Genomic DNA, 13,183 nt, shown 5'->3' on the forward strand with positions numbered 1-13,183 from the left:
ATCAGTGGCATAAATGCTTGTGATCAGAATTATTCATTGGCGCAATGTGTTGGCCCACGGTTACGTTTTGGCCCAGTCGCAGTCACTTGACTGCGCCAATGAGGAACAGAAATGCCGCAGAGAAACGATACGGCCATATGGTCCGGGCTTTTCAGGATATCCGCCGAGTCAGGCCAGACCCTGCAGGCACAGATTCGTCAAGCCATCGTCGCCGCGATTCTGGACCGCCAGATCGCCGCATCCATGCCACTGCCCTCCTGCCGCATATTGGCGGAGAAACTCGGCGTGGCGCGCGGCACGGTCGTGCTCGCCTTCCAGCAACTGGTCGACCAGGGCTTCCTTGTGGCGCGCGAAAGGCGCGGGCATTTCGTCAATCCCGAGGTTCTCGCAAGCCCGCCGAAGCCGCAGGATCGTCCCTCCGCGTCCAACAGCGACGTCAACTGGAAGGCGATGCGAAAGGTGGCCGCGAGCGAAATGCCTCCACCGCTCAAGCATGACAACTGGATCAAGGCCACTTACCCGTTCGTCTACGGCCAGTTCGATCCCGCACTCTTCCCCACCGCCGAATGGCGCGAATGCAACCGCATGGCGCTCGCCGTGCTCGAAATCCGCAACTGGGCCGCCGACATGGGGGACCGCGACGACCCGTTGCTGATCGAACAGATTCAAGCGCGCCTGCTCCCCCGCCGTGGTGTTTTTGCAAATCCAGATGAGATCATCGTCACGCTCGGCGCCCAGAACGCGCTCTACATGCTTGCCGCGCTTTTGATGAGCAAGGGCACGAAGGTGGCTATGGAAGACCCCGGCTATCCCGATGCCCGCTCGATCTTCCGGCTGGCGGGCGCGGACATCTTCGCGACGCCGGTGGACCAGGACGGAATCGTTACCTCCGCAATTCCGTCGGACGCCGATGTCGTGTTCGTGACGCCCAGCCACCATTGCCCGACAATGGTGCCGCTTTCGAATGAGCGCCGCGAGGACCTTCTCGCCCGCGCGCAGCGCAACAACCAGATCATCATCGAGGACGGATACGACAGCCAGTTGATCGACCAGGCACCGCAGCAGGCGCTCAAGAGTATGGATCGCGCGGGCCGCGTGATCCATGTCGGGTCGATGTCCAAGACGCTCGCGCCCGGCCTGCGGATCGGATACATCGTGGCTTCCGCTGAATTGATCGCGGAACTCAGGGCGCTGCGCCGCTTCATGTTCCGGCATCCTCCCGCAAACAATCAGCGCGCGATTGCGCTGTTTCTGTCGCTCGGGCACCATGAGGCGCTTGTGCGCCGGCTCTCGGCGGCGTTCGACGAACGACGCAAGCGGCTGTCGCAGGCGCTTGGCGCGTTCATGCCGGAATGGCGCTCGACCGAACCGGCGGGCGGATCATCGATCTGGCTGGAAGGCCCGAGCGGCATCAACGTGCGCGGGCTCGCGGACGCAGCCGCGCAGCGCAACGTGCTGATAGAACCGGGCGACCGCTTTTTCGATCGCATCGACAAGCCGACGCGCTTCATGCGCCTCGGCATCTCGTCGATCTCCCTCCAGCACATCGAGCCCGGCATTCGCGAGCTTGCTAATATTGCGGGGCGTGCAAGGGCCGTCGCAGCGTAGGGTCCGTGCCGACTGAAGGTCAGTGATTGTCGCGCGGTATTCCGCTCGCGCTCGCGACATGCTGGTATTTCACGGCAGGCTTGAGCACCATGCCGTTGCCGAGCTGATCCACCATGCCGCGCTGGATTTCCTGCCACGGAGTCTGGTGTTTCGGATATTTGTAGCCGCCGCTCTTTTCCAGTTCCGCGCGGCGGCGCGCGATTTCGTCGTCCGAAACAAGGATGTTCGCCGTACCCTCGCGCAGGTCGATGCGGATGCGATCGCCTTTTCGCACGAGCGCAAGGCCGCCGCCCACAGCGGCCTCCGGCGATGCGTTCAGGATCGACGGGGAGCCTGAGGTTCCCGACTGCCGACCGTCGCCGATACACGGCAGAGCGTGGATGCCCTTCGTGATGAGATAGCTGGGCGGCTGCATGTTCACCACCTCCGCGCCGCCGGGATATCCGATGGCTCCGGCCCCGCGCATGAACAGGATCGTGTGCTCATCGATGCCTTCGGCAGGATCGTCGATGCGCGCGTGGTAGTCTTCCGGGCCGTCGAATACGGCGGCCTTGCCTTCGAATGCGTCGGGATCGTCGGGGTTCGAAAGATAGCGCTCGCGAAACTCATCCGAAATCACGCTCGTTTTCATGATGGCGCTGTCGAACAGGTTGCCTTTCAGATTGATGAAGCCGGCAAATTTCTTGAGCGGATCGGAAACGGAGTGGATCACTTTTCGGTCGAGAATTCCCACCGCAGCGCAGTTTTCCCGCATGGTCCTGCCGTTGGCGGTGATCACATCGGGATGCGGCAGCAGCCCACCCTTGATGAGTTCACCGACGACAGCCGGAACCCCGCCGGCATGGTGGTAATCCTCACCGAGATATTCTCCTGCTGGCTGGAGATTGACCAGCAGTGGAATCCGATAGCCGACGGACTGCCAATCATCATTGTCGAGAGGCACGCCGAGATGCCGGGCAATCGCGTTGAGGTGGATAGGGGCATTGGTCGAGCCGCCGATCGCCGAATTGACGACAATCGCGTTTTCAAAGGCATCACGGGTCATGATATCCGATGGCTTCAGATCCTCCTGAACCATCGCAACAATGCGTTTTCCGGTCTCATAGGCGATCTGGCCGCGCTCGCGATAGGGAGCCGGAATCGCCGCCGAACCGGGAAGCTGCATGCCGAGCGCTTCCGCCAGCGAGTTCATTGTGTTGGCGGTGCCCATGGTGTTGCAGAAACCGACCGACGGCGCCGAAGATGCAACGATGTCCATGAATTGATCGTAGTCGATCTCTCCAGCCGACAGGCGTTGGCGCGACTCCCAGACAATGGTGCCTGAGCCGGTGCGCTGGCCATTATGCCAGCCGTTGAGCATTGGTCCGACCGAAAGCGCGATGGCGGGGATGTCCACGGTTGCCGCCGCCATCAACAATGCGGGGGTGGTCTTGTCGCAGCCAATGGTCAGGACGACCCCATCCAATGGATATCCATACAGCACCTCCACCAGCGACAGATAGGCGAGATTGCGATCGAGCGAAGCCGTCGGACGCTTTCCCGTTTCCTGGATCGGGTGGCACGGAAACTCGAACGGAACACCGCCGGACGCCTCTATCCCGGCGCGAACGCGTTTGGCCAGTTCGATATGGTGGCGATTGCAGGGGGAAAGGTCGGAGCCGGTCTGGGCAATGCCGATCAACGGCTTACCAGATTGAAGCTCCTCGCGCGTCAGGCCGAAATTCAGGTAGCGCTCAAGATAGAGCGCCGTCATCCCCGGATTGTCGGGATTGTTGAACCATTCCTGCGACCGGAGCCGCTTCTTGCCTGCACTCGACATCATTCTCTCCGAGAACTGGGTTGCCCATCGTTATCCGTACTGCGATTTGTGGGCAAGCACGCGCGGCGTGGGGTGGGGACTTTGGTGTGGTAGACATGTTTCGCGCGCCGGTTTAACGCTTGCCTATGAACAGGAGGACCGTGGCATGGCACTTGTCATTGAAGGCAGCGAACGCATCGAAGCCCCGATCGAAAAGGTCTGGCGGGGGCTGAACGACCCGGACATCCTGAAGGCCTGCATTCCAGGATGCGAGTCACTGGAAATGAAGTCCGATAATGAAATGGCGGCGAAGGTCGTGCTGAAGATCGGCCCGATCAAGGCGACCTTCGGCGGGGAGGTCACTCTCTCCAACCTCAAGCCCCCACATTCCTATACCATTTCGGGCGAAGGCAAGGGCGGGATTGCGGGCTTCGCCAAGGGAGGCGCAGACGTCAAACTGACGGAGGACGGTCCGGGCGCAACCGTGCTGAGCTATGCCGCGAAGGCCGATGTCGGCGGCAAGATCGCGCAGCTTGGCAGCCGGCTCATTACATCGACCTCGAAGAAACTGGCCGGACAGTTCTTCAGCAGCTTCGGGGAAAAAGTGGCGAAGAGCTGATTTCCTATTCCTCAGGCAGCAAAGCGCTCGCGATAGCGCGTGAGGCTTTCGCGCATGCGGGAAAGGTTGTCTGAGGTGTAGCTGACATAGTCCGCGCCGGGTGCGCTCAGAAAAAGCTCGGACACCATGCTCCACATGGCCTCGCGCAGCAGGGATGCGCATTGCATCGCAGCGTATGCCCGCTGGAGAGCATCGTCGGGCTTCTCGCCGAAATAGGCCGCCAGAAGCAGGTTCGACTGCGATTCGTTCATGCCCGAATTTGACGCCGCCCCCGCGAGGTCGAACATGGCTGTCGAAAAGCCGGCATATTCATAGTCGATCAGCCACAGGCGCTTGCCGTCGTCGAGAAAATTGTTCGGAAGCAGATCGTTGTGCCCGAAAATGATCGGAAGCGACACCTGCGCCTGTTCAAGCTCGTCATTCAACGACAGATAGAAATCCAGCTCCTTGGTCATGCGGCTACCGCCGTCTCGGAGCGTGCGCGCATAGTCGCGGATGACATGAAACACCCAGAACAGATAGGCCGGGCCGGAAACATATTTCGGCATTGCCTGATGGAACCGCCGAAGAAGCTTTCCGATCCGCTCGGGGTCCTTGCACAGGTCTTCCGCGCCGAACGTCTTTCCGTCGACATAGGCGGTGACCATCAATCCCGGCTCCGCATGTTCGATAGCAGGCGCAAATCCCGCCTCAAAAGCCGCGCGCGCCGTCATCAGTTCGCGCTCGCGCGAGACATGATGAAACGGGTAGTCCTTGCCCATGCGCACGACATGCTTGCCGGCGCCGTCCGTCACCAGGTAGCTCTCATTGCTGAGCCCGCCGCGCAGGGGCGCAATCGCCACCCCGCCCTTCCAGATGGGGAGCTGCCGGATGCGAAGCTCGTTACTCCTGATCATCTGCCTGTTGCTCATGACCGCGGACTACATGCCGCAAGGGATAATTGTAAGGCAATGACATCACCGCATATGCAACATGCAATTGCTGCGATTTCCGGGCGGAAGTCGATATCATTGATGTAGGTGACGTTACGTCAAGCGAATAGTTCCGGCTATGCTCGGTAAGACATAACGAACAATATTCTTCGGCATTTTTCCTGCTTCCCGCCCTGCATCTATTGCGTTTCTGCCCGCTTCTCGCCAATCTGGTAGGACCAGATACGGGAGGTATTCATGAAAATCGGGTTCTGCATGTTCCTGTGGACCACCCACGTCACGGAGAACCACGCGCGGCTGCTCAAGGACATCAAAGCCACCGGCTATGACGGCGTGGAGATTCCGATTTTCGAGGGCAATGCCGACCACTATCGCAAGCTCGGCGAAATGCTGGATCGCATAGGCCTTGAGCGCACGGCCGTCAGCGCGATGGGCGATCCGGCGATGAACCTCATCAGCCCGGATATGGCGACGCGCAAACGCGGCATCGCCTATATGCGGTGGGTCATCGATTGCGCAGCAGCGCTTGGCGCGGACAGGCTATCGGGACCACTCCATTCAACACTTGGGCTGTTCAGCGGAAGCGGACCCACGCGAGCCGAGTTCATGCGCTCGAAAAGCTCCCAGCGCGCCATAGGCGACCATGCCGGTAAGCGCGGGGTGACGATCGGGCTGGAGGCGTTGAACAGGTTCGAATGCTATCTGGTCAATACGATGGACGGGCTTTGCGAACACCTCTCGGAGGTCGACCATCCGAACATCCGCGCCATGTACGACACGTTCCATGCCAATATCGAGGAGACAGACCCCATCGGCGCCTATACGCGAAACGTGGACGGGATTGCCCATATCCATATTTCCGAGAACGACCGAGGGGTACCGGGGCGGGGCAACATCCCGTGGAAGGAGACGTTCCGCGCAATCCGCGCCAGCGGTTATGACGATTGGCTCACGATCGAATCCTTCGGACGCGGATTGAAGGACCTTGCGGCCGCAACGAAAGTCTGGCGCGATTTTGCCGAAAGCCCGGAGGCGGTTTACCGCGACGGCTACCGGCACATAGCGGATCACTGGAAAAAGGCGGCGCGCTGAGCGGCTAGTCCCTTGGACGCCTGATCTTCGGCAACGCTTCAATCACGAGTGGGGCGAGCCCCTTCGCACCGGAATCGACAAGCTCGAAGAACTGGCGGCGCATGCGGGGCTCCCAGAAATCGTTGATATGTTTTGCAACTCCGTCCGCTGCCTCGCTCCTGGGCTGAGCCTGGAAGAATGCCGCGATCTGGTTCGCCATGTAGAACAGCTTCTCGCCTGTGTTCATGGCGGTATGTTCATGCGACATCCCGGTCAGCTCCAAGCTCGATTCGATCCGCGCGGGTGAAAATGTCGAACTCATCACCCCTTACAAGCGCCACGAGCGTCATGCCCGCTTGCTCCGCCGTGCGGATCGCGAGCGCAGTCGGCGCAGAGACTGCAATGATGAACGCCGACCCTATGGCCGCGGTTTTCTGGACCATTTCCACGGACACCCGCGACGTGACCACCACCGCACCGCTCCTGCCCTCGACACCGGCTCGCGCCAACGCTCCAGCAAGCTTGTCCAGCGCGTTGTGCCGCCCGACATCCTCGCGCGCGGCGACGATCCCTTCCTCCGGACGGAAGAAGCCCGCCGCATGGACTGCGCCGGTCGCCGCATGCATCGGCTGATATCGCCCAAGCTCACGAACCGACCGGGCAATGTCCCTCTCGTCTAAAGTAATCTTTTCCTTACCGACAGCCGCCACAGAACGCATTGCTTCGTCAATCGATTCAATGCCGCAAAGGCCGCATCCCACAGGACCGGCAAGCCTGCGCCGCCGCGCCTCGAACCGCGTATTGGCGCGGTCCTTCAGGCCAATCTGAATGTCGATACCCGAGCCTGCTTCAATAATTTCAATGGATTCAATCTCTTGCGGGCTGCCGACAATGCCTTCAGTGAGGCTGAAGCCTATCGCGAAATCCTCCAGAGCGGAGGGACTGGCCATCATGACCGCATGTGTCGTGCCCCCGAAAGAAAGTGCCACGGGCGTTTCTTCCGGCACTTTTCGCTCAGCCGTGAGAACGCCTGAAATGCGGCGCGCAATGCGCTTGGCGGACGAAACGGGCGGCTTCTTCATCGCTGCATCCGCCGCGATCACTCCGCCGCTTCGAGCCGGCCCGAAATGCGGCGGCTGCGGCGCGCAAGCGCATCATATTCTTCCTGCCAGTTGGACGGGCCGTTGGAAGGCCCTACCTGAACGGCGGTCACCTTGTATTCCGGGCAATTCGTGGCCCAGTCCGAATAGTCGGTGGTGACGACATTTGCCTGCGTGTCCGGATGATGGAAAGTCGTATAGACGACGCCAGGCGTGACCCTGTCGGTGATGAGCGCACGCAGCGTTGTTTCACCGGCACGCGAAATCACCCTGACCCAGTCGCCCTCGCGAACGCCGCGATTTTCGGCATCGTGCGGATGGATTTCGAGCCGGTCCTCCTCGTGCCAGAGCACATTTTCGGTGCGGCGCGTCTGCGCGCCGACATTGTATTGAGACAGGATGCGCCCGGTTGTCAGCAACAGCGGGAAACGTGGGCCGGTGCGTTCATCCGTGGCGACATATTCCGTTCGTATCAGCTTGCCCTTGCCACGAACAAAGCCGCCAATATGCATGACCGGCGTGCCGAGCGGCGCTTTCTCGTTACACGGCCACTGCACGGAACCTTCCTGATCCAGCAGGTCAAAGGTCACGCCGGCAAAGCTCGGCGTGGTCTGCGCAATCTCCTCCATGATTTGGGAAGGATGCTCGTAGCTCCAGTCGAAGCCCATCGCCTTCGCCATCATCTGGGTGATTTCCCAGTCAGCAAAGCCGTTCTTCGGCTCCATCACCTTGCGCACGCGATTGATGCGGCGCTCGGCATTGGTGAAAGTTCCGTCCTTTTCGAGGAAGGTGGAACCCGGCAGGAACACATGGGCATAGTTCGCCGTCTCGTTCAAGAAGAGGTCGTGCACCACAACGCATTCCATCGCCTCAAGACCGGCAGCGACATGCTGCGTGTTGGGATCGGACTGGAGGATATCCTCGCCCTGCACGTACAGGCCCTTGAATGAGCCATCGACGGCTGCATCCAGCATGTTGGGAATGCGCAGGCCCGGCTCGTCGTCGATCCGCACGCCCCAAAGGCTTTCGTAGATATCGCGGGTCGCATCGTCCGACACGTGCCGATAGCCGGGAAGCTCGTGCGGGAACGACCCCATGTCGCACGACCCCTGCACATTGTTCTGCCCGCGCAGCGGATTCACGCCGACGCCGGGCCGTCCGATATTACCTGTCAGCATTGCGAGGTTGGCAATGGCAATTACCGTGGTCGAACCCTGGCTGTGCTCGGTCACGCCCAGCCCATAATAGATGGCGGCGTTTCCGGCGCGCGCGTAGAGCCGCGCGGCCTTGCGCAAGAGATCGGCCGGTACGCCGGAAAGCTTCTCGACTTCCTCGGGGCTGTGACGCTTCTCGGAAACGAACTCCGCATAGTCCTCGAACTCGGACCAGTCGCAGCGCTCCCTGATGAACTTCTCGTCGAACAACCCTTCGGTGACGATGACATGCGCCATCGCGGTGACCACGGCGACATTCGTCCCCGGGCGAAGCGCAAGGTGGCATTCGGCCTCGATATGAGGCGAGCGCACGATGTCCGTCCGGCGGGGATCGATGACGATGAGCTTCGCGCCCTTGCGCAGCCGCTTCTTCAGTCTCGAAGCGAATACGGGATGGCCGTCCGTGGGGTTCGCGCCGATGATGAGCGCGAGGTCGGTATGTTCGACCGAGTCGAAGTCCTGCGTGCCTGCTGAGGTTCCGAAGGTCGACTTGAGGCCATAGCCTGTTGGCGAATGGCAGACCCGCGCACAGGTATCGACATTGTTGTTGCCCATCACCTGCCGCACAAGCTTCTGGACGAGAAAGGTCTCCTCGTTCGTGCAGCGCGACGACGTGATCCCGCCGATTGAGCCGCGACCATACTGGTATTGAATGCGACGAAACTCGCCGGCAATGTAGGCTATGGCCTCGTCCCAGCTTACCTCCCGCCAGGGATCGGAGATCTTCTCGCGGATCATCGGGTTCAGGATACGGTCCTTATGGGAAGCGTAGGTCCAGGCGAAGCGGCCCTTGACGCAGCTGTGGCCGCGATTTGCCTTGCCGTCCTTGTAAGGCACCATGCGGATGATATCCTCTCCCTGCATCTCCGCCTTGAAGGAACAGCCGACCCCGCAATAAGCGCAGGTCGTGACTTTCGAGCTGGTCGGCATGCCCTTTTCGAGGACCGTCTTTTCGCGTAGCGCATCTGTCGGGCAGGCCTGCACGCACGCGCCGCAGGACACGCATTCGGATTCGAGAAATGGTTCAGCTGCCCCCGACTTGATGCGGGCTTCGAACCCCCGGCCCTCAATGGTCAACGCGAATGTGCCCTGCACCTCCTCGCACGCACGGACGCAGCGCGAGCACACGATGCATTGCGAAGAATCGAAGGTGAAATAGGGATTGGATTCGTCCTTCTGCACGAAATCCGCATTTGCCGCGCCGTTCTCCGAGATGACATGGTTGCGGCCATGCTGGTCGTAGCGCACTTCGGATAGTCCGATCTGCCTGATCGTCTTGTCGAACTCGCTCGCACCCGTTCCCGCTGCAATATCATGGCCGATGGGGTGATCGGAGATATAGAGTTCCATCACGCCCTTCCGGATAGCCTGCAGGCGCTCGGTCCGGGTATGCACGACCATGCCTTCCATCGCGGGGGTCGTGCAGGAGGCGGGCGTCCCTCCCCTGCCCTCGATCTCGACAAGGCACACACGGCAGGAGCCGAATGAATCCAGCATGTCGGTTGCACACAGCTTGGGGATTTCCGCGCCGCCTTCCATCGCCGCGCGCATGATTGACGTGCCTTCCGGTACGGTGATCTCGACACCGTCCACGGTCAGCGTGACAGTCTTTTCCGCCGCCGAGGCTGGTGTCCCGTAGTCTATCTCGTGAACGAGGCTCATCTCGAAAGCTCCTTGTTCAATTGATGCCACAAACCGATCATTCCGCTGCCTCCCTGACCGCATGCGGGCGGAAATCGTCGGGAAAATGTGTGAGCGCGCTCATGACCGGATAGGGGGTGAAGCCGCCCAATGCGCAAAGTGAGCCGAACTTCATAGTGTTGCAGAGGTCGGTGACAAGCTCGATCTGCTTCTCGGGTTCGATGCCCTTCGCCAGGCGATCGAGTGTCTCGACGCCCCGCGTCGAACCGATACGGCAGGGCGTGCATTTCGAGCAGCTTTCCAGCGCGCAGAACTCCATGGCGAAGCGCGCCTGCTTCAGCATGTCCGCCGTGTCGTCGAACACAACGATGCCCGCATGGCCGATCAGCCCGTCCTTGGCCGCAAACGCCTCATAGTCGAAGGGCGTGTCGAACAGCGCGCGCGGGAAATAGGCGCCGAGCGGGCCGCCCACCTGCACCGCCTTGACCGCACGCCCGGACGCCGTGCCGCCGCCGATCTCGTCCACGATCTCGCCGAGGGTCAGGCCGAACGCCGCCTCGAACAGGCCGCCGTGCTTGACGTTGCCTGCGATCTGCAACGGCATTGTGCCTCGCGAGCGACCAATGCCGAAATCCTTGTAGAACGCAGCGCCTTTGTCCAGAATAACGGGGACAGAGGCCAGCGAGATCACATTGTTGATGACCGTCGGCCTGCCGAACAAGCCTTTGTGTGCTGGCAGCGGCGGCTTGGCGCGCACCTGTCCGCGCTTTCCTTCGAGCGATTCAAGCAGGGACGTTTCCTCGCCACAGACATAGGCGCCCGCACCAACACGAACCTCCATATCGAAGGTTAAATCGCTGCCGAGCACATGCTGGCCAAGTACATGTTGCTGGCGTGCGACAAGCACCGCCTCGTTCATGACCTTGATTGCTTCCGGATATTCGGAACGGATGTAGATATACCCCTTGGTCGCCCCGACCGCGATGCCTGCAATGGCCATGCCTTCGATCAGGACGAACGGATCGCCTTCCATGATCATGCGATCCGCGAATGTGCCGGAATCGCCCTCGTCCGCGTTGCAAACGATGTACTTGCGGTCCGCCTGCGCATCGAGCACGGTTTTCCATTTGATGCCCGTCGGAAACCCCGCGCCGCCCCGCCCGCGCAAGCCGGAATCGGTCAATTCCTGCACGATCGCGGCCTGGGTCATGCCTATCGCCTTTCCCAGTCCGCGCAGGCCGCCATGCGCGCGGTAGTCGTCCAGCGACAATGGATCGATCAAACCGCAGCGCGCGAAGGTGAGACGAGTCTGCCGGGCAAAGAACGGGATCTTCTCCGGGTCGCCAAGGGCGAGAGGGTGCGTGCTGTGGGCGACGAGCCCAAGGCCTGCGTCGAAAAGCGCCGGCACGTCGCCTGCTTTCACCGGTCCGTAGGCGACGCGGCCGGACGTCGTCTCGACCTCGATCATAGGTTCGAGCCAGATCATCCCGCGCGTGCCGTTGCGAACGATGCGCGCATCCATGCCGCGCGCGGCGATCTCGTGCTCCACGGCCAGCGCCACCTTGTCCGCGCCGAGCGCAAGGGCCGCCGAATCGCGCGGGATATAGATGGTGACGCTCATGTGCGTATCACTTCGAGCATGCTGTCGATTTCGTCGTCGCCAACGCGACCGATCAATTCGCCGTCCAGCATGGCCGATGGCGAGCACGCACACAGGCCGAGGCAATAGACAGGCTCCAGCGTTACAGAACCGTCCGCCGCCGTCTCGTGGAAATCGATGCCGAGCAGTCGCCTGATCTTCGCGGCGACTTGGTCGGAACCCATCGACTGGCAGGCTTCCGCCTGGCACAGCTTCAGCACGTGCCGCCCGGCGGGCGCCTTGCGGAAATCATGATAGAACGAAACGACCCCGTAGACTTCGGCGCGAGAGAGGTTCAGTTCCTCCGCGATGAGTTGATAGGTTTCCTGCGGAACGTAGCCAAACTCTTCCTGCAATCCATGCAGGATCGGCAGCAGTGGACCTTCAAGGCCGCGATAGTCGCTGATCACGGCGGCTGCACGGGCCGCAATATCGGTACGCGCCGGCTGCATAACGCAGCGTCCTCCCTATATTTTCATTATCTTATCAGATCAAAGGGTAAGCCCGAAATCAATAAAGGCGGATCGTCGTTTGATAGAAACCTTCTATCAAGACGGCTTCTTGGCCGCTTTTCCCGTTTCGTCACGCAATGTCGCGGCCAGACCTCTCGCTTCATCCAGCAATGCCGAAACCAGAGGTGTGTGAGGGTCGCGTGGCGCGGCAACCAGCCCGACCACATGGCTCGCGTTCGGCTCGACAATCGGGATCGAACGGATCGGCTCCGTGAAGCCGAACGTCTCCGCCAGATTGAGCGGCATGATCGAGGACCATTTTCCAGTGCGGATATGCGAGAAGAGAACCAGCATGGAATTGGATTCCAGCGTCGGGCGAACCGCCACGCCGGCTTCCTGCAAATGCTGGTCGATGATGCGCCTGTTCTGCATGTCCGGCGTCAGCAGGCAGAGCGACAGGGCGGCCATTTCGGCCCATGTGACGGAGGTTCGATCAGCGAATTGCGTGCCTGCCGCCGTTATCAACTGATAGCGTTCCGAATAGAGCGGCACGGAAACGACACGGCCCAGCGGTTCGTTGTCGAGATAGGTGATGCCCACATCGATATCGAGGTTGCCCAGCAGCGAAAGCACCTCGATCGAGGTGCGCGACAGCACCGAGAAGCTGACGCCCGGATGCTTCTCGCGAAACGGAGTGGTGAGGTGGGTGACCATCGCCAGTGCTGTGGGAATCGCCGCGATGCGGATGCGACCGGAAAGGCCACTGCGCGCCGCCCGCATTTCCTCGCGCATGGCGCGCGTGTCGCCCACGATCCGCCGTGCCCAGCCGAGAACCTGCTGGCCTTCGTCGGTCAGCCCCTGAAAGCGCGATCCCCGGTTGACCAGCATTACGCCCAACTGATCCTCGAGTTGCTTGATCGCCGCCGAAAGGGTCGGTTGCGTGATGCCCAGTTCCTCCGCGGCGCGCCCGAAATGCTGCGCCTTGGCAAGGGCGATGAAGAATTCGAGCTTGTCGATCATTTCGTCGATGTCCCTGGCGGCTGATCGCCGCGCCGGCTTGGTTCGCCGGACGAATTGCCCTATCTCATAGCGCACAACGCATGGGAATG

Annotated in this window: 11 protein-coding genes; 3 read left to right on the forward strand and 8 right to left on the reverse strand. The window is 61.0% G+C overall.

Features of this window, described 5'->3' with window-relative positions; translation table 11 throughout:
- Window positions 1-111: 111 nt before the first annotated feature.
- On the forward strand, window positions 112-1,608 hold the full coding sequence (locus tag M9924_04150; GenBank protein ID MCO5063590.1) for a PLP-dependent aminotransferase family protein: 1,497 nt from the start codon (window positions 112-114) through the stop codon (window positions 1,606-1,608).
- 19 nt (window positions 1,609-1,627) lie between these two features.
- Here the strand turns inward: M9924_04150 and M9924_04155 are convergent, their stop codons facing one another.
- Window positions 1,628-3,427: a dihydroxy-acid dehydratase family protein gene (locus M9924_04155; GenBank protein ID MCO5063591.1), complete on the reverse strand. Its 1,800-nt coding sequence runs from the start codon at window positions 3,425-3,427 to the stop codon at window positions 1,628-1,630.
- 145 nt (window positions 3,428-3,572) lie between these two features.
- Between M9924_04155 and M9924_04160 the strand changes: the two genes are divergently transcribed.
- Window positions 3,573-4,025: a carbon monoxide dehydrogenase subunit G gene (locus M9924_04160; protein MCO5063592.1), complete on the forward strand. Its 453-nt coding sequence runs from the start codon at window positions 3,573-3,575 to the stop codon at window positions 4,023-4,025.
- 11 nt (window positions 4,026-4,036) lie between these two features.
- On the opposite strand, the gene M9924_04165 is transcribed toward M9924_04160, so the two are convergent.
- A complete protein-coding gene (locus M9924_04165) occupies window positions 4,037-4,921 on the reverse strand; it encodes a phosphotransferase family protein (GenBank protein ID MCO5063593.1) in 885 nt (294 codons plus the stop codon).
- Between the two features lie 273 nt (window positions 4,922-5,194).
- Here M9924_04165 and M9924_04170 point away from each other — a divergent pair, with 273 nt between their 5' ends.
- The gene (locus tag M9924_04170; GenBank protein ID MCO5063594.1) at window positions 5,195-6,049 is read left to right on the forward strand and encodes a sugar phosphate isomerase/epimerase; all 855 of its coding nucleotides are present in this window, start codon (window positions 5,195-5,197) and stop codon (window positions 6,047-6,049) included.
- 4 nt (window positions 6,050-6,053) lie between these two features.
- Here M9924_04170 and M9924_04175 read toward each other — a convergent pair whose 3' ends face one another.
- The 6 genes from M9924_04175 to M9924_04200 form a co-directional block, all read right to left on the reverse strand.
- A complete protein-coding gene (locus M9924_04175) occupies window positions 6,054-6,296 on the reverse strand; it encodes a formate dehydrogenase subunit delta (protein ID MCO5063595.1) in 243 nt (80 codons plus the stop codon).
- Complete coding sequence (gene fdhD, locus M9924_04180) at window positions 6,286-7,110, reverse strand: formate dehydrogenase accessory sulfurtransferase FdhD (GenBank protein MCO5063596.1); 825 nt, start codon at window positions 7,108-7,110, stop codon at window positions 6,286-6,288. Before fdhD ends, M9924_04175 begins: the two co-directional genes overlap by 11 nt.
- A 17-nt stretch (window positions 7,111-7,127) precedes the next feature.
- A complete protein-coding gene (fdhF, locus tag M9924_04185) occupies window positions 7,128-10,004 on the reverse strand; it encodes a formate dehydrogenase subunit alpha (protein MCO5063597.1) in 2,877 nt (958 codons plus the stop codon).
- Window positions 10,005-10,041: 37 nt separating this feature from the next.
- Entirely contained in the window at window positions 10,042-11,604 is a 1,563-nt protein-coding gene (locus M9924_04190) for an NADH-quinone oxidoreductase subunit NuoF (protein ID MCO5063598.1), read from the reverse strand.
- Window positions 11,601-12,074 carry a formate dehydrogenase subunit gamma gene (locus tag M9924_04195; protein ID MCO5063599.1) on the reverse strand — a complete coding sequence of 158 codons (474 nt, stop codon included), beginning with the start codon at window positions 12,072-12,074 and terminating at the stop codon, window positions 11,601-11,603. Before M9924_04195 ends, M9924_04190 begins: the two co-directional genes overlap by 4 nt.
- Before the next feature lie 96 nt (window positions 12,075-12,170).
- Window positions 12,171-13,094 carry a LysR family transcriptional regulator gene (locus M9924_04200; protein MCO5063600.1) on the reverse strand — a complete coding sequence of 308 codons (924 nt, stop codon included), beginning with the start codon at window positions 13,092-13,094 and terminating at the stop codon, window positions 12,171-12,173.
- Between the last annotated feature and the right edge of the window lie 89 nt (window positions 13,095-13,183).

This window comes from Rhizobiaceae bacterium (assembly GCA_023953835.1).
Taxonomy (GTDB): Bacteria; Pseudomonadota; Alphaproteobacteria; order Rhizobiales; family Rhizobiaceae; genus Mesorhizobium_G.

Excerpts from the sequence above, each read along its gene's own strand:
- M9924_04200 (MCO5063600.1), bottom strand. The coding sequence starts at position 13,094 with ATGATCGACAAGCTCGAATTCTTCATCGCCCTTGCCAAGGCGCAGCAT.
- M9924_04170 (MCO5063594.1), top strand. The coding sequence starts at position 5,195 with ATGAAAATCGGGTTCTGCATGTTCCTGTGGACCACCCACGTCACGGAG.
- fdhD (MCO5063596.1), bottom strand. The coding sequence starts at position 7,110 with ATGAAGAAGCCGCCCGTTTCGTCCGCCAAGCGCATTGCGCGCCGCATT.
- fdhF (MCO5063597.1), bottom strand. The coding sequence starts at position 10,004 with ATGAGCCTCGTTCACGAGATAGACTACGGGACACCAGCCTCGGCGGCG.
- M9924_04195 (MCO5063599.1), bottom strand. The coding sequence starts at position 12,074 with ATGCAGCCGGCGCGTACCGATATTGCGGCCCGTGCAGCCGCCGTGATC.
- M9924_04165 (MCO5063593.1), bottom strand. The coding sequence starts at position 4,921 with ATGATCAGGAGTAACGAGCTTCGCATCCGGCAGCTCCCCATCTGGAAG.
- M9924_04155 (MCO5063591.1), bottom strand. The coding sequence starts at position 3,427 with ATGTCGAGTGCAGGCAAGAAGCGGCTCCGGTCGCAGGAATGGTTCAAC.
- M9924_04175 (MCO5063595.1), bottom strand. The coding sequence starts at position 6,296 with ATGTCGCATGAACATACCGCCATGAACACAGGCGAGAAGCTGTTCTAC.
- M9924_04150 (MCO5063590.1), top strand. The coding sequence starts at position 112 with ATGCCGCAGAGAAACGATACGGCCATATGGTCCGGGCTTTTCAGGATA.
- M9924_04160 (MCO5063592.1), top strand. The coding sequence starts at position 3,573 with ATGGCACTTGTCATTGAAGGCAGCGAACGCATCGAAGCCCCGATCGAA.
- M9924_04190 (MCO5063598.1), bottom strand. The coding sequence starts at position 11,604 with ATGAGCGTCACCATCTATATCCCGCGCGATTCGGCGGCCCTTGCGCTC.